This window comes from Leptolyngbya sp. PL-A3 (assembly GCF_039962325.1).
Classification (GTDB): Bacteria; Cyanobacteriota; Cyanobacteriia; order Elainellales; family Elainellaceae; genus Vacuolonema.
Genome location: NZ_JAMPLB010000014.1, coordinates 124,381 through 145,813, shown reverse-complemented (window position 1 = coordinate 145,813; position 21,433 = coordinate 124,381). Strand labels below are relative to the sequence as shown.

The 21,433-nt window shown below is 49.4% G+C and carries 12 protein-coding genes; 9 read left to right on the top strand and 3 right to left on the bottom strand.

Annotation, left to right across the window (positions count from 1 at the left end):
* Positions 1-945 (top strand): alpha/beta hydrolase, encoded by a 945-nt coding sequence (locus NDI52_RS13170; RefSeq protein ID WP_190773966.1) that lies wholly within the window; start codon positions 1-3, stop codon positions 943-945.
* A gap of 405 nt (positions 946-1,350) precedes the next feature.
* Here the strand turns inward: NDI52_RS13170 and psbA are convergent, their stop codons facing one another.
* On the bottom strand, positions 1,351-2,448 hold the full coding sequence (gene psbA, locus NDI52_RS13165; protein ID WP_190773965.1) for a photosystem II q(b) protein: 1,098 nt from the start codon (positions 2,446-2,448) through the stop codon (positions 1,351-1,353).
* 487 nt (positions 2,449-2,935) lie between these two features.
* On the opposite strand from psbA, the gene NDI52_RS13160 reads away from it, so the two are divergent.
* The 4 genes from NDI52_RS13160 (at position 2,936) to NDI52_RS13145 (ending at position 10,542) form a co-directional block, all read left to right on the top strand.
* Positions 2,936-6,577, top strand: coding sequence for a pentapeptide repeat-containing protein (locus tag NDI52_RS13160; protein WP_190773964.1), 3,642 nt, complete (start codon positions 2,936-2,938; stop codon positions 6,575-6,577).
* Positions 6,578-7,007: 430 nt separating this feature from the next.
* On the top strand, positions 7,008-7,748 hold the full coding sequence (locus NDI52_RS13155) for an SGNH/GDSL hydrolase family protein (RefSeq protein ID WP_199307591.1): 741 nt from the start codon (positions 7,008-7,010) through the stop codon (positions 7,746-7,748).
* 66 nt (positions 7,749-7,814) lie between these two features.
* The gene (locus tag NDI52_RS13150; RefSeq protein WP_190773963.1) at positions 7,815-9,257 is read left to right on the top strand and encodes a carotenoid oxygenase family protein; all 1,443 of its coding nucleotides are present in this window, start codon (positions 7,815-7,817) and stop codon (positions 9,255-9,257) included.
* Between the two features lie 403 nt (positions 9,258-9,660).
* Positions 9,661-10,542: an NAD(P)-dependent oxidoreductase gene (locus NDI52_RS13145; protein WP_190773962.1), complete on the top strand. Its 882-nt coding sequence runs from the start codon at positions 9,661-9,663 to the stop codon at positions 10,540-10,542.
* Positions 10,543-10,694: 152 nt separating this feature from the next.
* On the opposite strand, the gene NDI52_RS13140 is transcribed toward NDI52_RS13145, so the two are convergent.
* Positions 10,695-11,522, bottom strand: coding sequence for a dual specificity protein phosphatase (locus tag NDI52_RS13140; RefSeq protein WP_199307590.1), 828 nt, complete (start codon positions 11,520-11,522; stop codon positions 10,695-10,697).
* 244 nt (positions 11,523-11,766) lie between these two features.
* Here NDI52_RS13140 and NDI52_RS13135 point away from each other — a divergent pair, with 244 nt between their 5' ends.
* The gene (locus tag NDI52_RS13135; RefSeq protein ID WP_190775509.1) at positions 11,767-12,651 is read left to right on the top strand and encodes a GNAT family N-acetyltransferase; all 885 of its coding nucleotides are present in this window, start codon (positions 11,767-11,769) and stop codon (positions 12,649-12,651) included.
* Between the two features lie 14 nt (positions 12,652-12,665).
* Here the strand turns inward: NDI52_RS13135 and NDI52_RS13130 are convergent, their stop codons facing one another.
* Complete coding sequence (locus NDI52_RS13130) at positions 12,666-12,887, bottom strand: hypothetical protein (protein WP_190775508.1); 222 nt, start codon at positions 12,885-12,887, stop codon at positions 12,666-12,668.
* A 57-nt stretch (positions 12,888-12,944) separates the two neighbouring features.
* On the opposite strand from NDI52_RS13130, the gene NDI52_RS13125 reads away from it, so the two are divergent.
* From NDI52_RS13125 to NDI52_RS13115, 3 genes are read left to right on the top strand one after another with little or no spacing between them, the layout of a single operon-like run.
* Positions 12,945-13,295, top strand: coding sequence for a helix-turn-helix domain-containing protein (locus NDI52_RS13125; RefSeq protein ID WP_190775507.1), 351 nt, complete (start codon positions 12,945-12,947; stop codon positions 13,293-13,295).
* Between the two features lie 59 nt (positions 13,296-13,354).
* Positions 13,355-17,323: a PAS domain S-box protein gene (locus NDI52_RS13120; RefSeq protein ID WP_190775506.1), complete on the top strand. Its 3,969-nt coding sequence runs from the start codon at positions 13,355-13,357 to the stop codon at positions 17,321-17,323.
* A gap of 27 nt (positions 17,324-17,350) precedes the next feature.
* Entirely contained in the window at positions 17,351-21,427 is a 4,077-nt protein-coding gene (locus NDI52_RS13115; RefSeq protein WP_190775505.1) for a PAS domain-containing protein, read from the top strand.
* Positions 21,428-21,433 lie beyond the last annotated feature (6 nt).

Below are 21,433 nucleotides of genomic sequence, written 5' to 3'. Positions count from 1 at the left end.
ATGTTTTCTGATTTTCTACCATCTTCGGTTGCGGATATTAGAGATGCGGAGGCGATCGCCCTCCTCCAGCAGATGAAACGTCAAATGCTTCCAGTCTTCTTCGTTTCTGGAAAAACTGCGGTGACTACAGCTTATGTTCATTACCATCCTCAGGCACCTTCTGTACCCAGCACAAGCCCCATTCTGCTGCTACATGGATTTGATAGTTCCCTGTTGGAATTTCGACGATTGCTTCCTTTGCTAGGCAGTCGCTCTGAGGTGTGGGCAGTTGATCTGTTTGGTTCTGGCTTTACCGAATACATTTCTACGACTTCAGTCAACCCTCAGACAATTCGCCAGCATCTCCTCGGTGTTCTAGAAACCTGGATTAAAGAACCAATTGTTTTAGTCGGTGCTTCGTTGGGCGGAGCCGTAGCGATTGACTTTACATTGCATCATCCTAACTGGGTGCGATCGCTGGCTTTGATAGATAGCGTTGGTTTCTCTGGAAGTTTTCCAGCCGGGAAATTCCTACCCGACCCACTGATTGAGTTAGGGGCAGATTGGCTCTACTTCCGCAAACGTGCAGCCCTCACTGCTGCTTCAGCCTTGCCGTTAGTCGATACAGCTCTAGTGGATGCACTACGTTGCTCTTTGGTTCATCAAGAGATGCCAGGATGGAAGGACGCGATCGCCTCCTTCACACGAAGTGGAGGTTACGCAGATTTGAGCGATCGTATTACTGAAATTCAGCACCCTACGCTAATTCTCTGGGGAGCGCAGGATGATGTTTTAGGTACAGCAGATGCCAATCGATTTAAACAAGTCATTTCAGGTAGCCAACTAATCTGGATTCAACAAGCAGGGCATGTCCCCCACTACGACCAGCCCAAGACCGTTGCGAATCATTTGCTAGCATTCGCTCAAGAGCCCATCAAAAATCCAGATACAGAGCAGAGGTTCTAAATTCAGATTCGTTGTGATAACGAAGCCATCACAACGAATCTGGATTTAGAACCTCAGTGCTACTGGGCTAGTACTTCACCAGCAGAATTTTGACAGATGGTGAATTAGGGTGTGCTTTGAAAGTAGCTAAAAGAGGCATTTTTTGTGCATGAAGTGCACAAAAAAGTGGCTTCTAAAACAGACCCTGGCTAATAGTCAGGGTCACGCCAGATATATCAGTATCCATCTTCTCAAAAGACCTTCTGAATGAATCGATTTCTGAGAGCGTAAATCGTTGCGCGGCTGCACCGCGCAACGATTCACGCAGGAGGTCTAAAGAATACCTCGCCAACAAAAAGTGCTCCCTTACCAGGGAGCACTAATTTAAGCACTCATTACATGACAACTACAACTTCTAAAAAACAATTAACTCAGCAGATGAGGGGCCTTCAATGCCACTGGAACTGCTTCACCCGATGCCAGATCCAGGGGAAAGTTATGCGCATTGCGCTCGTGCATAACTTCCATGCCCAAGTTGGCGCGGTTTAACACATCAGCCCAGGTATTAATGACTCGCCCCTGGGAATCGAGCACAGATTGGTTGAAGTTAAAACCATTCAAGTTAAACGCCATAGTGCTAATACCCAGAGCCGTAAACCAGATGCCGACAACAGGCCAAGCAGCAAGGAAAAAGTGTAAGGTGCGACTGTTGGCGTTCACGCCCAAAATAATTTCGTTTGTGCGTCCTACTAAACGGCCAAAGTACCCATGAGCAGCCACGATGTTATAAGTTTCCTCCTCCTGACCGAATCTGTAGCCATTGTTTTGTGACTCAATCTCGGTCGTCTCACGCACAAGGGACGAGGTTACTAGAGAACCGTGCATTGCACTGAATAATGCGCCTCCAAATACGCCTGCAACACCAAGCATGTGGAAAGGGTGCATCAGAATGTTGTGCTCTGCCTGGAACACGAACATAAAGTTGAACGTGCCGGAAATACCCAGTGGCATTCCATCCGAGAAGGAGCCTTGCCCAATGGGGTAGATCAGGAATACAGCCGTTGCAGCCGCCACAGGAGCCGAGTAAGCAACACAGATCCAGGGGCGCATACCCAGGCGGTAGCTAAGTTCCCATTCGCGCCCCATATAGGCAAACACGCCAATGAGGAAGTGGAATACAACCAGTTGATAGGGGCCACCGTTGTACAGCCACTCATCCAGGGAAGCGGCTTCCCAGATGGGGTAGAAGTGGAGCCCAATGGCATTGGAGGACGGCACAACAGCACCTGTAATGATGTTGTTGCCATAGAGCAAAGAGCCAGCTACGGGCTCACGTATGCCGTCAATATCTACAGGGGGAGCCGCAACGAAAGCAATGATGTAGCAGACGGTTGCAGTGAGCAGGGTTGGGATCATCAAAACACCGAACCAGCCAATATAAAGACGGTTATTGGTGCTGGTCACCCAGTTGCAAAACTGCTCCCACACACTGACGCCCTCGCGTCTTTGGAGAGTTGTTGTCATAGATGTTGGATAATTCCTGAGTATTGAACTCGCTGTCTCAGCAGCGTTGATTGCATCGTAGGCAAAATAGATGGCGATCGCAGTTAGTAAAAGTTAGTCAAAAGTTATGAATTAGGGTTAGGAGTTCAATTCAGTTAAACAAGAGACTCAAAAGGCTATACCGCCCGCAACACAGTCTTTTGAATCTCTTGTTTAGAAGTAACCATCTATTTAGAACGTTTAGAGGTTGTTCTCCGAGCGCCATGTGCCCAACAAGCAACCTTCAAAACAGAACCAGTTCTTGGGGGAACAATATTAAGTAAAGTTAAGCGATCGCCCCCAAGTTCCCTCAGGTTCTAAGGGTTGGTATAGGATTTAGTTTAAGAAAACGATACGGATTGTTACATTTGCCCGAGTGATTGGCTGTGATGTCTCTGTGGCTGTTTATACAGACACAGAAGTTACTGCCTGTTTTTGTTTGGCGTTGCAACTTCCTCCGTCTATAGTTATGACCATTGATGACGCCTTAGCGACCGTCGAAGCACTCCTTGGTAGAGGCATTGGCAGTGATTTGCAGGAGATGATTCTGCGGCAATCTTGGGAGCGAAAAACGTATCCTGAAATTGCGGAACTGGTTGGCTATGATGCGGAGTATGTAAAGCTTGTCGGCTTTCAACTATGGAAAACTCTCTCCGAAGCGTTAGGAACAAAAGTAACTAAAAATAACTTTCGCTCCACTCTGGAACGGCGAATCCGGTTAGAGATCCAAAAGGCCGTTCTACAGCAAAACGACTCATCGTTAGCGCCTCAACCTGCTCCCCCCTATCAGGATTGGGGAGACGCCATCGACGTTTCTGTTTTCTACGGGCGCACTCAGGAGTTAGCCACCTTGAGCCGGTGGATTATCAGTGATACTTGTCGCCTGGTTGCCATTCTTGGGATTGGCGGAACTGGAAAAACCGCCCTGTCAACGAAACTGGCAGAACAACTGGTTGAGTTTGGGAAGAATGCTTCTACGTCCTTTACTCATGTAATTTGGCGATCGCTTCACAATGCTCCATCCTTAAGTGTGTTACTGAATGGCCTGCTACCCGGACAGCCAGAGCTATTACCTGATTTACACCAGCAAATTGGCAGTTTATTAGACTTCTTCAAACATCATCGTTGTTTGTTGATACTTGATAACGTTGAGACGATTCTGGCAAATCCCAGTGAGTCAGGAAAGGGGCGTGTCGGTCATTATCGGCCTGGATTTGAGTCCTATGGTGAGCTCTTCAGAAAGGTGGGTGAACTCAAACACCAGAGTTGTTTGGTACTAACCAGTCGGGAAAAGCCCAAGGAAGTTGCTGCGCTTGAAGGAGAATTTTTGCCGGTGCGATCGCTCCAGCTCAAGGGCGTGACTCCGGGTGATGGGCGCACCATCGTGCAAGCAAAAGGAAGCTTTTGTGGATCAGATCAGGATTGGCAAACATTGGTCAATACCTATGCGGGAAATCCACTAGCCCTGAAGATTGTTTCAACCACAATCCATGATTTATTCGCTGGAGATATTGCCCGTTTTTTGGCCCAGGGAGCCGTTATTTTTGGGGATATTCAAGACCTGTTGGATCAGCAATTTAACCGCTTGTCTGGATTAGAACAACAGGTGATGGTGTGGCTGGCAATTAACCGGGAGCCCGTAGCGATCACAGAACTCCAATCCGACCTACTGAATCCCTGGATGCCTTCAGAGTTATTGGATGCGCTGGATGCTTTACAACGGCGATCGCTGATTGAGCGCAGCACAAATTTATTTACACTACAACCTGTGCTGATGGAGTATGTGATCGATCGGCTACTTAATCAGATTCATTTAGAGATAAACCAGGTTAGAGAAGATCTATCAGCGATAACTTCTGCGTTCTATTTCAAACACTATGCTTTAATCAAGGCTCAATCAAAAGATTACATAAGAGAAACACAAATTAATCTTATTCTTAATTCATTTGTAAAACAACTTACACGTCTGTTTGGAGATAAGAAGGCTTTAGGAAATATTCTACTCTATATGTTGGATTGGCTCCGTGACCACCCAACGATCGAGACAGGATATGTTGCTGGAAATATCCTAAACATTTTACTTCAGCTCAAGTTAGAACTGAGCGGTTATGATCTCTCGCGCTTAAAACTTTGGCAGGTCGATTTTAGAAATACTTATCTGCGCCAAACAAATTTATCCGGTGCTGACCTATCTCGAACGACGTTTACAGAAAGTTTTAACCATATTTATGCGATGACAGTAAGCTGCGATGGCCAATGGCTAGCCACTGCAGATACGCAGGGTGAAATTTGTCTACGACAACTCAGCACAGGCGAATTGATACGACGCTGGGAAGCTCATGCTGGGACGGTGCGATCGCTCACCTTTATGCCGGATAGCGAAGCGATCGCCAGTGGCGGCGATGACCAACTGTTGAAACTTTGGGATATTCACACGGGGCAATGCCTCCGCCAGTTGTATAACCCGGATGGAACCGTATGGGCTGTATCCGCCAGTCCAGATGGACAATGGTTAGCTTTTACAGATGGCACGATTAAAGTATGGAAGCTCAATGCTGACGCAGCAATTCCTCTTAACTATCAAATTGATTGGACAACTAACATTCGATTCAGCCCTGATAGTCAAACCCTGGCCGCTGCCTGTAATAACGGCACGATTAAGCTGTGGAACCTCGAAACAGGGAACTACTGGATTACCTTACCCGGCCATCAACAGATGCCGCTAGTATTCATAGCTTTCAGCCCAGACGGGCAGGTTCTGATCAGTGCCGGTTTGGATAATCAAGTGCACTGGTGGGACGTGCAAACCGGGCAATGCGTCCATACTCAATCTCATAATGGATGGGTTTGGTGGGTGGATTGTAGTGCGGATGGCCAGATGGTAGTCAGTTGCAGTGCGGACCAGACCATTAAGCTGTGGAATCTTCACACCGGAGAACTCGTCAAAACCTTGTATGGACATGAGTATGGTGTACGGGTTGCACTGTTTACACGAGATAGCCGCTACCTGATTAGTAGTGATGAGGGGCAAACCATGAAGCTGTGGGATTTGCAACATGGGCAATGCCTGAAAACCTGGCGAGGCTATAGCGACAGCATTTGGGCGATCGCCTTTAGCTCGGATGGCCGAACTCTTGTGAGCAGCGGTGAAGAACAAACTGCAAAGCTCTGGGATGTGCAAACCGGACAATGCAAAAAGCTACTCAAAGGGCATTGGGTTTGGGTGCGATCGGTTGCTTTTAGCCCCCATGATCAGACAGTTGCAACGGCTGGTGTCGATGGGTTAGTTCGGCTCTGGGAGGTGGCTACCGGGAGCTGCTTACGCATCATGCAGGGGCACACAGGCTTTGTCTGGTCGGTCATGTATCACCCGAATGGTCATACCCTGGCAACTTGCAGTGTAGACTATTCAATTCGCCTGTGGGATGTCGCGACCGGTCAATGTCTCAAGACATTGAATCATGCCAGCCCAGTAGTTGCAGTAATTTATAGCCCAGATGGGCAACAGCTAGCAAGCTACGGTGTTGATCAGACCATTCGCCTCTGGGACGCGGCGACGGGTGAATGTGTTCAGGTCTTACAGCATCGGGTCGAATGGCATTTTTCTGCCACGTTTGATTGGGGTGGAGCGATCGCCTTCAGCCCGGATGGTAGGACCCTGGCCAGCAATTGCGAAACCGGTCATATTCAACTTTGGGATGTAAAAACAGGGGCAGCGCTACGGCTCATAGAAGCGCATTCCAGTCCTATTGTGGCGATCGCCTACCATCCCGACGGCCAACGCCTGGTTAGCGCCAGTATGGATTCCAGTATTAAAGTGTGGAATGTTCAAACGGGTGAATGTCTCAGAGTTTTGGCAGGACATAGCAAGTGGATTTTTACCCTCACATTTACGATTCTTCCGGATGAGAATTCATTATTAATGCCTGTTTTGGCAAGTAGTAGTGGCGATCGCACGATTCGTTTTTGGGATATCGAAACTGGAGCATGCATCAAGATAATCAGGAGTGATCTTCCTTATGAAGGAATGAACATTAGCGGCGCAACCGGTTTATCTTCTATGCAAGAATCAACGCTCCGAGCACTGGGTGCATCAGGCGTGGAGATTTAGCCTAAGTAGGTGGTTAACCTCAGTTCGGGTTAAGGGCTTTTTCGAGTGCCGCGCTTCGCGCGGCACTCGAAAAAGCCCATTATTGCGTGCGCGTTGCGCACGCAATAATGGGCGGTTCGGTTTATCCCGAGCTGACGTTGGTTACGATTAAGCAAATTGAAGATAAACAGGCGATCGCCTACAACCCAGAATGAGGTGTTGTGTTTGCCTGTGATGATCGGTACAAGCTGAAGAATTGCCGGATCAATTTCTAGACGGGTCGCAGCTAGCCCAACTCATTCCTCTACATTGAGTGGTTCAGCCATAAATCCATCTTCTGACCCATATCATCCCTTATTTCCTAATGTTAGGGTCTGTTTTGAAGGTTGATTTTCCGTGCCTGAAGTGCGCGAAAAATCAACCTTTAAGCGTCAGGCTGAAGGAGAAGGGAATGGTTACGTTGCGGACGACGCGACGACGATTTATGCAAGCTGCGGGAGGAGCGGGACTCCTGACAATCTTAGGCTGTAGTCCGCAGGAGCAAACCATGGTAACACTCTATACATTTGGCGATTCAATTTTAGATTGTGGGCATTACAACCAGTTTGGTGTGCATCCGGGACAGTTGCTGGTGCAAAATGACGATCGCCTGTTCCCCGAGTTTAAGGGGCAAGACCTGACTTCTCGTCGCTCAGCTCGTCTTGAACACCGAGCTCAAGATGGCGCAACGGTCGAGAATTTACCCTCTCAAATAAAGGGCTTGCAGGTTGAGGAACCGGCGATCGCTATCATTACCGTTGGGGGAAATGACCTGCTGCGTGGTCTCATTCGAGATACAGGCCCAGGCATTACAGCCTTTGCCAGTGCCCTCGATGCCTTTGTGCAGCAGTTGCCCATCCGACCTATTTTCCTGGGCAGCGTCTATGACCCGACATTGGGGGACGACAGCCGTAACTTTTCGGGAGTTGATCCGGCGATCGCCCGTCAAAATCTTCAACGTATGAATACCTCAATTCAAGAGATTGCCAACCGCTACGGGCAATTTGTTGATTTGCATGCCCACTTTTTGAAGGGCGATCCGTCCTGGTTCACTGCCACTATTGAGCCCAGCCTGCAAGGTGCTTCAGAGGTTCGGCGTGCGTTTCTTCCCTATGTGATGCATAACATCGATAACAGTAGTCATCCTGGTTAAGAAGGTGATGAGTTGAGCCTAAACACAGCCTGGACAAGTCACTAGACGTAAAATTTGAGGAGTTTTATGGCGATCGCCCCCTATCAGCTCGGTTTCTCGGCTGCTCATCAAGAAGGTGAGTTCAATGCCCTGCCTATTCAGGGAACTATCCCCTCATGGTTAAGAGGAAGCCTGATTCGGACAGGGCCGGGGACGCTGGAAGTGGGTCAGCAATCCTACCATCATTGGTTTGATGGGCTTGCCATGCTTCGCAAGTTTTCTTTTGAGGATGGACGAGTTTCCTTTGCCAATCGCTTTCTTGAAAGTCAGGCTTATCGGGAAGCAAAATCAAAGGGCAAAATTAGTCGGGGTGAATTTGGCACAACCGCTCGGCATTCGTTTCTAGAGCGCCTGACCGATCCGCTGCCACGGCTCACGGATAATGCGACGGTGAACATTACGATGCAGGGCGATCGCTTTGTCTCCGTAACAGAATCCCCATTTCCCATCATTTTCGATCCTCAAAGTCTCAATACCATTGATCAGTTTCACTATCACGATCACGTCCCCGGACAAATCACGACAGCGCATCCTCATTTTGATTACCGGGAAAATGCAGTCTATAGCTATTTAGTCAATCTCATTCCTCGTTGCAGCTATAGTATTTACCGGATGGATGCCCACAGTAACGAGCGCACGTTAATTGGCTCTATTCCTGTGAAGCAGCCTGCCTATATGCATACCTTTAGCATGACAGAGCATTACATTATTCTGTCAGAATATCCTCTTAAATTGAATCGCCTGAGTCTGATGCTCAGCGGCAAGCCTTACATTGAAAACTATCAGTGGAAGTCGGACAAACAGACACGTTTTCTAATCATCAGTAAAGAGACGGGTGAGGTTGTTCATTCTGCTGAAAGTGAACCCTTCTTTTCCTTCCATCACGTCAATGCCTTTGAGCAGAACGGTGAAGTAGTTGTAGACCTGATTGCATACTCGGACTCAGCCGTGATTCAATCATTGTATCTAGAATCGTTACTGGAGCATCCCGAACAGGTAATTGCCGCTGGAGAACTGCGTCGCTATCGCATTCCACTTAATGAGGCGATCGCCCACTTCGAAGTTCTCACATCCGAACCCGTTGAGTTACCGCGCATTAACTACCAACGATGCAACACACGTCCCTATCAATTTGTTTATGGAGTGGGTAGCTCGCGATCGGGTAACTTTATTGATCAATTGGTCAAAGTGGATATTCAGAATAGGACAACGCAGATTTGGCGATCGCCCGACTGCTATCCTGGCGAACCCGTTTTTGTCGCCGCACCCAATACCACATCAGAGGATGAAGGGGTTATTTTATCGGTTGTGTTGAATGCCCAGACACAGAACTCTTTTCTGCTGGTGTTAGATGCTCAATCATGGAATGAATTAGCCAGGGTTGAGCTACCGTATCATTTACCCTTTGATTTTCATGGGCAATATTTTGATGCGATCGTACCCACAGAACGCACTCAACTCCATCGTTAATGGACAGGGCTTATAGAAGCGAGCTTTGCCGTTATATTAGCCATACAATCTTGGTGCAAAACCTGCCCTCCCGCTATCAATTGCTAGCAGTAGCAAGGGCAGGTTTTGCATCAAGGTTAATCATACAGACAGGGATTGTCTGCCAAACCCGCCCCTACAAATGGTTAATCATACAGACAGGGATTGTCTGCCAAACCCGCCCCTACAAATGGTTAATACAGCACTTTTTAAGCGCTTAAAATCTAGTTGTTTTTGTGAGAGCCGCGCTCAGCGCGGCTCTCACAAAAACAACCGTGGTTGATTCAAGCGCAAAGCGCTGTATGTCCTTAGTTTTGCTAAATTCGCTATTACGTTTCAATGTGGTATCAGAATATTATCCAATCTACCAAAGGAGAAGTAAAACATGAGTGATATTGGGTTTATCGGTCTAGGTAATATGGGCTTGCCGATGGCCGCTAATTTGCTAACAGCAGGCTACAAGCTGAACGTTTACAATCGCACACCTGAAAAGGCACAAACGCTGGTTGAACAAGGCGCACAGCTCGTTCATCACCCTGCTGACGTAGCAAAATCTGATGGCATTGTGATTACGATGCTAGCCAATGATGCGGCTTTAGAAGCAGTTGTATTGGGTGATGGCATTCTGAAAACTTTGGGGCACGATGGTATTCATCTTTCCATGAGTACCGTATCTCCTGCGACGGCTCGCAAACTAGCTGAACTACATGCAGAGCAAGGTTCTCACTACGTTGCGGCTCCAGTATTTGGACGTCCGGATGCTGCTGCTGCCCGCAAACTGTGGATTGCTTTCTCAGGCCAAACGACTGCCAAAGAACGCGTTAAACCTATTCTGGAACAGTTGGGGCAGGGAATGTTTGACTTTGGGGAAGAACCAGAAGCCGCCCATGTCGTGAAGTTAACGGGTAACTTCATGATCATTTCGGCGATCGAAGCCATGGCAGAAGCGTTTACCCTGGCTGAGAAGAATGGCATCGATCGCACCGCCCTTGCTAACCTGTTTGGTCAAACACTGTTTGCCTGCCCAATTTACCAGAACTATGGGCGGATGATCGCTCAGCAGCAATTTGAGCCCGCAGGTTTTAAGTTATCGCTGGGGCTAAAGGATGTGACATTAGCCCTACAAACTGCAAAAGAAAGCCAAATGCCAATGCCCTTGGCTAGCCTACTACACGATCGCCTGCTCGCTCTAGTTGCGGATGGAAAAAGTGATATTGATTGGACGGGGTTAGCCCTCAAAGCATCTCAGGAAGCAGGCTTGTCATAATCTTTCGTTCAAGCCTCAGACTTTGGAGGTGTGAGGTTCAAACACCCATCTATTCATTAGTTCGGACAGTTTTTGTGAAACCCTTGATTTTGCGTGCGCTTCACGCACGCAAAATCAAGGGTTTCACAAAAACTGTCCAGAATATTGATCTATTAATGTCTTGGAAATAACCGCTCCAAACTATCTTGAAGGTTGCGGTGGGGATAAATGTTGGCTTTCTTACTCCAGATATATTGCAGCGTCTGGTCATAATTCCAATCTGGATGCTTTGAGAAACAATAGGCAATGCCAACAGAGCCACTGCGACCAATGCCAGCGCGGCAGTGAACCAAAATTTTCTGCTTGCCCGTTTGTAGTTGTTCCTCAATCCATTGCACCGATGCCAGCAAGATGTCATCTGAAATGGGGTGTTGTGCCCCATCCAGCGTTCCCATTTTCCTGTAAGCGATGCCAGACTCAATGGGGTGGGAGAGTGTTAATTCTGAAGCCAGGTTCAAAATTGCATCAATGCCCAATTCTTCGGCCTGAGAAGCCGCAATGAAGTTACCAACATAGACGTGAGGGTAAATCTCTACATAATGAGCCCCCTGAGTCCAGTGATCGCCCCTCGGTGACGGCAATTTGACGTGTAACTGCCCGTCCTGTCCATATTCTCCCGCCCATTGCCACTCAGGATCAACATTTGAGGCAACCCGATAAGTAAAGGCATAGTCCCCTTCACTCGTGGGCCTAAACCCACCTTCAAAGACTAAATTACCGTTGGCATCCTGTCGTTGATAGGCCAGGTCGATTCCATGCCAATCGCCCTCGCTGTTGAACTTGCTCAGGGCATTGGTCCAAAGTTGCACCTTTAAATGCTCAACGGGATAGGCACTCGACAGTACAACGGATGCACCAAAAAACTCCAGCATGTAGAGCGATCGCTGCTCTGCAATAGAGGGACTCATATCGACAAATTGCGAAAATCGAGAAACGCTCATCGGCTCTCCCCTGCATGGTAATCAAGAACCGCGTTAGGTACATGGGTATGTAACGCGAAGGGTCTTACACCAACGTACTTTATCTACACGCACAAGGCTGTATTTAGTATGGGGGTGCCATGCTCACACCCGCAGGGTTTATGTAGGCGCGATTCCCAAAAGCTGTGCCGCCCACTTCACGGACCACACAGCTTTTTGGGATTTTATGTTTAATTGAGTTGGGCTACTTAGAGATCGGAACAGAATGGAGTTAAACAACCTCATCGTGCGTGCAGCTCAACCGGAAGACAAAACAGCTGTTTTAGACTTTTGCCAGCATACCTGGGCCGATACCGAAGACTATATTGCTGAGGTGTGGGATGTGTGGATGGGCGATCCATCAGGACAAATTCTGGTGGCAGAGTTTGAAGGGCGGGCGATCGCTATGACCCGAATGGTGCAACTGTCCGATCAGGAAGGGTGGTGGGAAGGGTTACGGGTTGATCCACAATACCGGGGACGAGGAGTGGTGCGGTGCTTAGATCCGGCGATCGCCCACTACTTCCAGAGCCGAAATATTTCAACGATTCGCTGTTGTGTTGGTGCCTGGAATCATGCCATGCCCCCAATCATTAAGCGACGAGGATATGAGCTGGTTGGGCGCTACCTGATTCACTCTGCGGAGGCGATTTCCGTTGAAACCGTAAATCTAAAAGCCACATCTACTAAACCTCTTAAGCAACTGACAGTAGATGATTGTGAACAAGCATGGCAACTAATTCAGCAGGGGAAAGAATCACCACTTTTTATCTGCCGGGGCGCTAAATGGCAAACACTGACCCGGAAGCAATTGCAAGAGCGTTTACAGGGGGGAAAGGTTTGGGGGTACTGGCATCATCCGCTACAGGGCTTGTTGATTCAGAGCCATCTAGAGAATGAGGATTCAGTCTTATGGGTTGGTCATATTGAGGGCAACCCAGATGGGCTTGTGGGGTTGTTGGAAGGGATGAAGAGCTTGGCTTTTCACCTGAAGTACCCCAAAGTTAGCGGGTTCTTCCTGAAGACGGCTCCTCTGCTAAGCGCGCTTGAGCAGGCAGGTTATAGTGCATCCCCAACAGGCGAATTTTGGGTTTACGAGAAAAGAACATAAGGGCAAACAAACACTTACGCATCTAGATCCCAGGGATCAGGGCGAGCTTTGCGGTGATGTTGATGCTCCAGCCACTCCAGCAACCTCTGTTCATCGTCAAAACAAACGGTGTAATCCTTCAGTGGGTCATAAACCTGCCAGTGAGAACGACGCCAATGCAGACGCGCTGGTTGAAATGTACCTACATCCATCTTTCGACGGATATGATTACCCTTCCGATACCTTACCTTAGACATAAGTGACCCGTTTCGGGTAATTATTGTCTCCCGATAGCAAACCGTTCTGACCTAACGATGCACCAGACAAGTTTGAGCAAAATAGAGTCTGCGGGCTCATTTTTGTTGTGGTTCCGCTCTAGCCTTTCGCCCGACCTCCAACATCAGCTTCGCCCTTACCTGGCACAACCCTATCAATCGGCACTGAAGGTGTTGGAGTGTTGTAGCTTAGAGTGCCCTCTAACCGTAGAGGCGATCGCACAACAAACTCAACTCAGCCAAGCTAGCGTCCGGCAAATGTTGAAAGTCCTGCAAGCGGCAGGATTAGTAACACCGGCCATGGTTTCCGTTAGGCCATGGCGATCGCAGTCCAGCCCCAGGGAATTCTGGGTTGAGTCGCCTCAACTAATCTCATCAGGTTTGGAATAATTCCGCTCTCCCCCTTGTGCGGCCCTGTTATCAATTCCGAAGACTCCGTTGTCTCATCTATGAATCATTTGGATTTGTCTGAAGAAGCCGTTTTCTTTGATCTTTCCCTGGATCTGCTATCCGTCATTAGTCTAGATGGCTACTTTAAGCGGATTAACCCCTCATTTACCCGGATCCTGGGCTTTTCAGAGGCAGAATTCTTATCTCATCCATTTCTGAACTTCGTGCATCCAGATGATCACACCGTCACGCTTCTGGAGATGGAGAAGCTGAATGCGGGGGTGCCTACCCTCTATTTCGAGAATCGTTATCAAACCAAGGATGGCAGCTATCGCTGGCTGGAATGGAACGCATCACCCCAACTTGACCAAGGGCTCGTCTATTGTGTTGCCCGGGATGTTACCCAGCAAAGACAAATAGAAGAGGCCCTCCGGAAAAGTGATGAACGCTGGCAACTTGCACTACGAGGCACGAACGACGGAATTTGGGATTGGGACGTCAAGACCAATGAAGTATTCTTCTCAACCCGTTGGAAGACAATGCTGGGTTATGAGGCCCATGAGATCGGCAACCATTATGACGAGTGGGTAAAACGAATTCATCCGGAGGATGTAGCCTGGGTAACGCAGGCCATCCAGGATCACTTTGTCAAAAAAACGTCGTTTTACGTGACGGAACATCGAGTATTGTGCAAAGACGGCACTTATAAATGGGTTCTTGACCGAGGTCAGGCCGTTTGGAATGAGGCTGGTGAGGTGCTGCGGATGGTGGGTTCCTATACCGATATCACCGAGCGACAGACTTTGGAAGCTGCTCTCCAGGGGGCCAATCAAGAATTAGAACAGCGAGTTGCCGAACGCACGGCACAATTGGAAGCAGCCAACACAGCACTGAGAGAAAGTGAGGAGCGTAACCAACTGGCCATGGAAGTGGCCCGTATGTTTAGCTTTGAGTGGGAACTCAGCACTGATGAGGTCAAGCGATCGCCCCACTGTGGCACAATCCTCGGCCTAGAAGCACTCGAAGCTGAAAACGATACTGGGGTCAACTTCTTTCAGCGAATTCATCTGAATGATCGCGATCGTTTTGTTGCCATCTTCCAGGCTCTGACCCCTGAGAACAGTATCTACAAAACCACCTACCGTGTGGTGTGTCCTGATGGCCAAATCGTGACTCTCGAGGAGAGTGGACGAGCTCTATTTGACGCACGGGGCCAACTAGTCCGGCTCATTGGCATGACGGCAGACATTACAGAACGTCAGCGATTAGAGGCCGAATTACAGGAAAGCCAAGTCACTCTGCAGCGGCAGTTAGCTGAAATTGAAACCATCTACCAATCGGCACCCATTGGGTTAAATGTTCTCGACACCGATTTGCGCTTTGTGCGAATCAACGAGCAGTTAGCCGAGATGAATGGAATTCCTGTTGAGGCACATATTGGCCGCACCATTCATGAGTTGCTGCCAGATATGGCTGATGCGGCTGAACAAATATTGCTTCCCATTTTGCAGACTGGAGAGCCTCGATTAAATGTCGAAATTATCGGAGAAACCCCAGCCCAGCCAGGGGTACAGCGAGTTTGGCTGGAAAGCTTTTTGCCTTTAAAGGATGGCGATCGCATCATTGGCATTAGCACGGTTTGCGAAGAGATTACCGAGCGCAACCGGGCCGAAGCAGCCCTGCGGCAGAGTGAAGAACTCAATCGACGCATGTTAGAGAGCAGTAGCGACTGCATCAAAGTATTAGATCTGGATGGACGGCTGCTTTACATCAACCTGGGCGGCCAGTGCCTCATGGAGATAGACAATTTCGAGGCATTCCACAACGCAGACTGGCTCGCCTTTTGGCAAGGTAACAACCGAGCCAGTGTTGAGGAAGCGATTGCAACAGCCAAAGCCGGAGAAATTGGACGATTTCAGGGCTATTGTCCAACGGCCAAAGGTACACCTAAATGGTGGGATGTTGTCATTACGCCCATGCAGGATGCAGATGGGCGCGTAGCACAGCTACTGGCTGTTTCCCGGGATGTTACCGAACGGAAGCAAGCAGAAGAAGCATTGCGCCGTTCAGAGGAACGCTATCGTCTGCTATTTGAAACGATGGAAGATGGGTTTTGTGTCATCGAAATGCTATTTGATGATCAGACGCCCATTGATTATCGCTTTATAGAAATTAATCCGATCTTTGAACGGCAAACCGGATTACAAGACGCTATTGGAAAAACAGCCCGCCAACTCATTCCCAATTTAGAAGAATTTTGGTTTGAAACCTATGGCAGAGTTGCCCTCACAGGGGAATCTGCTCGCTTTGAAAACGTTGCTCAGGCGATGGATCGCTGGTTTGAGGTTTATGCCTTTTCCATCGGGCAGCCCGAGAACAATCGAGTTGCGGTTCTGTTTAAAGACATTAGCGATCGCAAAAAATCTGAAACTGCCTTGCGAGAGAATGAAGACCGTCTGCGGATGGCGATCGCCTCGGCTCAACTGGGAACCTGGGATTGGAATTTTGCAACAGGGGAACTGCAATGGGATGCAGGATGCAAAGCCATGTTTGGGCTCCCATCGGATAGAGAGAGCAGCATCGAGGTATTTTTTGATGCGTTGCATCCTGATGATCGCGATCGTGTTCAGAGCATCATGCAAGTCGCACTCGACCCAGTATCAGGTGGCTCCTATGACACGGAGTATCGCGCCATCGGTATTCAAGATGGGGTCGAGCGTTGGTTAAGGGCAAAGGGGCAGGCTTACTATGATGCCAATGGAAAACCCCTCCGCTTCAGCGGTACGGTTTTGGAAATTACCGAACAAAAACGGGTTGAAGCCCAACGGGAAACCTTACTGCAGCAGGAGCAAGCCGCTCGGGAAGCCGCAGAACGAGCCAACCGCATGAAGGACGAATTTTTGGCCGTCCTCTCCCATGAACTGCGAACTCCCCTGAATCCCATTTTGGGCTGGGCCAAGCTGTTGCAAGCTGCCCCCGTAAAGCCTGAAAAACTTCAGCAAGGGTTGACCACTATCGAGCGCAACGCCAAGCATCAGGTACAACTCATCGAAGATCTCCTCGATACCTCACGCATTATTCGCGGTCAGCTAACGCTGAGCTTTGCGAAAGTTGACCTGTCGCAGCCCATTGTGGCGGCCGTAGAAACCGTTCGCCTGGCGGCCGAAGCGAAAGCCATCAACTTAGAGGTACTGCTCGATCCTGAAGTTGGCCCCGTGCGCGGCGACATGGGCCGACTTCAACAGACTATTTGGAACCTTCTCTCCAACGCCATCAAATTCACGCCCCAGGGCGGCCGCGTCGAAGTTCGCCTCTCCCGCATTGATCCCCTCTCCCCCACAGACGCCCAAGCACCATCTCCCCTCTCCTACGCCCAAATCACCGTCACGGATACGGGAAAAGGCATCACCCCCGACTTTCTACCCCACGTCTTCGAACTCTTCCGGCAACAGGATAGTTCCACAACCCGTTCGTTTGGGGGGTTGGGGTTAGGACTGGCGATCGTCCGTCAGGTGATCGAAGCCCATGGAGGTACCATCACCGTTACCAGCCCCGGAGAAGACCAGGGAAGCACGTTTACTTTACGATTGCCGCTGATGCCTGCGTCGAGCCCTGGCGACGATCGCCCCTCCAACTCTCACACGCTAAATTTCGAGAATCTGCGGGTTTTGGTCGTAGATGATGAGATCGATTCGTTAGAACTGGTTAAAGTGCTGCTGGAAGATGAAGGGGCTATTGTACAAGCCGTATCCTCGGCTACCGCAGCTCTGCGATCGCTAACTCAAGATCAGTTTGATCTACTGATTAGCGATATTGGGATGCCCGAGATGAATGGCTATGCCTTCATCGGTCAGGTTCGCACGCTGCCATTACAGTCGAATGGAAAGATTCCGGCGATCGCCCTTACGGCCTACGCAGGCGAAACCAATCAGAAGCAGGCCCTAGCGGCTGGCTTTCAAGCCCACTTGGCAAAACCTATCGACCCGCAACACTTGTTAACTGCGATTGCGGAGATAATAGTGTCATGACCACGAATTCTGCCTAAAGGTTTGAGCATGGTGAAGTCCTATCAAATTCTCATGGTCATTGATGAGAGCCCCGGAAGCGAGCAGTACACGCGCCAGCTACAGTGGGATGAGGCTTTCACCTATACAGTTCTCACAGAACGGCAGGATGCCCAGATTTTGATGGCCTGTCAATCCCAGGCCATTGATGGCATCTTCTTAAAATGCTCGCCTCCCAACTTAAGCTCTCTCCAGCTTCTTGGTCAGCTTAAACAGCAGATGGGCGAGAGGTGCCCACCGATCGTCGTAATTGGCAGTGGAGATGCCGAAGTTGCCGTGCAAGCCTTAAAAAATGGGGCGACCGATTATCTGGTCGGAGAGCGGATGACGCCGGATAGCCTGCGATTTAGCATGCAGAGCGCCATCGAAAATGCTCAGTTGCGCCGGGAATTGCAACACAGCCAACAACAATTCCAGACCTCGGTTGAGAATATGCTGGACTGTTTCGGCATCTTCTCATCCATCCGAAATGAGTTAGGGCAGATTGTTGATTTTCGGATTGACTACCTGAACAAAGCGGCCTGGGAAAACAGCCGCGTGCCTCGAGAACACCAGATTGGGCGAGGGTTATGCGAGCTATGGCCGGGACACCGAGAATCGGGACTGCTTGACGAGTACTGCCGGGTTGTTGAAACCGGAAAGCCGTTAGTGAAAGACTCACTCATCTATGAGGGCGCCTATGGTGAGCCACAATTAGTACGGGTCTTTGATATTCATGCTTCTAAGTTAAATGATGGCTTCGTTGCCTCCTGGCGAGACGTCACCGATCGCAAACACCTTGAGTTAGAACTGAGCCAGACCATAGCAACCCTGCAACAAAACCAAAATCGCTTGCAACGGCTCATCGATACGGCTCCCATTGGTATCGGTATTGGCTCAGCCAATGGTGAGGTGAGCGTCATCAACGATGCCATGCTTGCCCTGCATGGCTACACCCGAGAGGAATTTGAACAACAGGGGATGAATTGGCGCGACTCCATCCCACCAGAGTTTGCAGATCGCATCGAGCCTACTATGGTCCAATTGCGGAACCAGGGCTTTCTCCCCCCGGAACAAAGGGAATTGCAACGGCGGGATGGGTCACGGGTTCCCATCTGGATCAGTGCCACTCAGTGGACAGAGGGTACAGACGAGCATGTAGCATTTGCCGTCGATCTAACCCAGCAAAAGCAATTTGAGGCAACGATCCAACAGCTCAATCAAGATTTAGTAAATCGGGTTTCTGAGCTACAAATCCTATTAGATATGACTCCTGTAGGTATTGCGATCGCCACCGATCCAGCCTGCATGAATATGCAAAGTAATGCTTATATCCGACAATTGCTGGGTATTAACCCTGGGGATAATATATCCAAGAGTGCGCCAACCCATGAGCCTCCCTACCGCGTTTTCCAAAACGGGCAGGAAGTTCCAGCTGAGGATTTACCGATGCAGGTTGCTGCCAGGCTGAATGTTGACGTGCGGGATGTCGAATTTGATATCTTGCTACCTGATGGTACCGGACGCAAAATATTAGCCTATGCGACTCCGTTGAAAGGTGACCAAAATCAAACACGGGGAACGATTGGAGTATTTTTGGATGTAACGGAGCGTGACCAGACTATAACCGCTCTTAAAGCGAGCCAGGAACGCTATCGGGAATTAGCAGAAGCAATGCCCCAAATGGTTTGGACTGCTGATGCAACCGGAACCGTTAATTACTGGAATCAACGCTGGTACGAATACAGCGGCTTGAGTGAAGCGGAATCAATGGGTTTAGCGGGTACTCATGCGATTCATCCTGACGATCGTGATCGTACCCTGGCCATATGGGCTCAGTCCGTTCAGCAAGGAAAACCCTTTGAGATTGAATATCGCGTGCGCCGTCGAGATGGCATTTACCACTGGTTTATCAGCCGAGGCATTCCCACCCAAGACAATCAAGGACAAATACTGGGTTGGCTGGGTACCGTTACAGACATTGATAACCAAAAGCGGTTAGAAGAGCGGCTACAGCTGGTGATGCGTGCGGTTAATGGATTGATTTTTGATTGGGATTTACATACTAAAAACGTTTATCGATCTGAGCAATTATTTGAACTGGTAGGCGTTCACCCAGAAGATGTTCCACCGACCGCAGACTGGTGGCAAGACCGCCTTCACCCTGAGGATCGGGCCCGACTGGAACCCAAACTTCCTGACTTATACGCCAGCTCTCACGAACTCTATGAAGGGGAGTACCGCGTTTGGCACGAAGAGGGAGGCTGGATCAGTGTTTGGGAGCGGGGTTGTCTAGTACGGGACGAACAGGGACAGGTTATCCGAGTCGTCGGCTCAACGGTTGATATTAGCGATCGCAAAAAAGCCGAAGCCGCTCTACAAGAGCGCAGCGAACACATTCAACTGCTATATGAAACAACCCGTGATTTGCTCTCATCCACGCAACCCCTGGCGCTGGTTGAAACGGTATTTAACAGACTCAAAGACCTGATTGGATTAGACGTTTATATCAACTATGTCCTGGACGAACACCAGCAGAAGTTACATCTCACTTTCTATGGTGGCATCCCTCAAGATGCTGTCCAGCAGTTGGAATGGTTGGATCTTGGGCAGGCCATCTGCGGCACCGTGGCTCAACAACGCTGCCAAATTGTACAGACCGATGTTCAAATCTTGACCAATCCCAAAGCACAATTAGCGCGATCGCTCGGTGTTACGGCCTACGCCAGTCAACCGCTAATTTCCCACGGAAAACTGTTTGGAACACTGAGCTTTGGCAGTCGTAGCCGTACCCATTTCACCCCCTCTGAGAAATCCCTTTTTCAAGCCATTTGTGACCAGATCGCGATCGCGATTGAACGGTCTGAACTCCTCACCTCGCTACAACAACAAACAGAAGAACTCATGCGGGTGAACCGCATTAAGGATGAGTTTCTCGCAGTTCTATCTCACGAGTTGCGATCGCCCCTCAACCCCATTTTGGGGTGGGCAAAACTTCTACAGAGCCACACGTTTGACGCAGCCAAAACCGCTGAAGCATTAGCCACGATCGAACGCAACGCCAAGCTTCAGACCCAACTCATTGATGACCTGTTGGATATCGCCAAGATTTTGCGGGGCAAACTTACGTTAGAAATGGCTCCCGTCAATCCAGTCTTTGTGATTGAGGCCGCCATCGACACCGTGAGAGCGGCTGCCCTGGCCAAAAACATCCACCTCCACTCCGTACTTCCTGCCATTGGGCAGGTCTCTGGCGATGCTGTACGGCTTCAACAAATTGTCTGGAATCTTCTGTCCAATGCCATCAAATTCACGCCCACCCATGGTCGGGTAAATATCCAATTGGAGCGGGTGATGGGCCATGAGCCATCGCTCATCGGTGCCGACCCCTTACACTTCTCTATTACCCATTACCCATCGCCCATTACTCCCTACGCCCAAATTACGGTTTCCGACACAGGGAAAGGCATCAATCGGGATTTTCTACCCCATATCTTTGAATCTTTTCGGCAGGAAGATGCTTCAACCACACGCAAGTTTGGTGGACTTGGGCTGGGCTTGGCGATCGTTCGTCAGTTAGTGGAAGCTCATGGCGGTACGATTACTGCCAGCAGCCCTGGTGAGGGGATGGGAGCAACCTTTACAGTTCGCCTGCCCCTGGTTGCACTGGAGCCAGAATTCTCACAGCCTAAGTCCGTGTTAAATCAAGAACCGGATTTGACGGGTATTCGGATTCTGATTGTGGATGATGAACCGGATGCCCGTGAGCTTTTAATGGTGCTGTTGACCCAGTATGGAGCCGAAGTCATAGTTGCGGCTTCGGCGATAGAAGCATTAGCTATGCTTCAACCAGTTCCACCCCACCTCTTGATTAGTGATATTGGCATGCCCAGTGTTGATGGCTATGCCCTGATTCAACAGATTCGTCAGCTCCCCCCTGAGAAAGGAGGTCAGATTCGGGCGATCGCCCTCACCGCCTATGCAGGAGAGAGCGACCAGCAGCATGCGATCACGGCTGGATTTCAACAACACATTGCCAAACCTATTGACTCAGATATGTTAATCAGAGCCATTATTGACTGGATATAAAAGTAT

Coding starts and splice junctions, on each gene's coding strand:
- NDI52_RS13170 (WP_190773966.1), top strand. CDS start 1: ATGTTTTCTGATTTTCTACCATCTTCGGTTGCGGATATTAGAGATGCG.
- psbA (WP_190773965.1), bottom strand. CDS start 2,448: ATGACAACAACTCTCCAAAGACGCGAGGGCGTCAGTGTGTGGGAGCAG.
- NDI52_RS13160 (WP_190773964.1), top strand. CDS start 2,936: ATGACCATTGATGACGCCTTAGCGACCGTCGAAGCACTCCTTGGTAGA.
- NDI52_RS13155 (WP_199307591.1), top strand. CDS start 7,008: ATGGTTACGTTGCGGACGACGCGACGACGATTTATGCAAGCTGCGGGA.
- NDI52_RS13150 (WP_190773963.1), top strand. CDS start 7,815: ATGGCGATCGCCCCCTATCAGCTCGGTTTCTCGGCTGCTCATCAAGAA.
- NDI52_RS13145 (WP_190773962.1), top strand. CDS start 9,661: ATGAGTGATATTGGGTTTATCGGTCTAGGTAATATGGGCTTGCCGATG.
- NDI52_RS13140 (WP_199307590.1), bottom strand. CDS start 11,522: ATGAGCGTTTCTCGATTTTCGCAATTTGTCGATATGAGTCCCTCTATT.
- NDI52_RS13135 (WP_190775509.1), top strand. CDS start 11,767: ATGGAGTTAAACAACCTCATCGTGCGTGCAGCTCAACCGGAAGACAAA.
- NDI52_RS13130 (WP_190775508.1), bottom strand. CDS start 12,887: ATGTCTAAGGTAAGGTATCGGAAGGGTAATCATATCCGTCGAAAGATG.
- NDI52_RS13125 (WP_190775507.1), top strand. CDS start 12,945: ATGCACCAGACAAGTTTGAGCAAAATAGAGTCTGCGGGCTCATTTTTG.
- NDI52_RS13120 (WP_190775506.1), top strand. CDS start 13,355: ATGAATCATTTGGATTTGTCTGAAGAAGCCGTTTTCTTTGATCTTTCC.
- NDI52_RS13115 (WP_190775505.1), top strand. CDS start 17,351: ATGGTGAAGTCCTATCAAATTCTCATGGTCATTGATGAGAGCCCCGGA.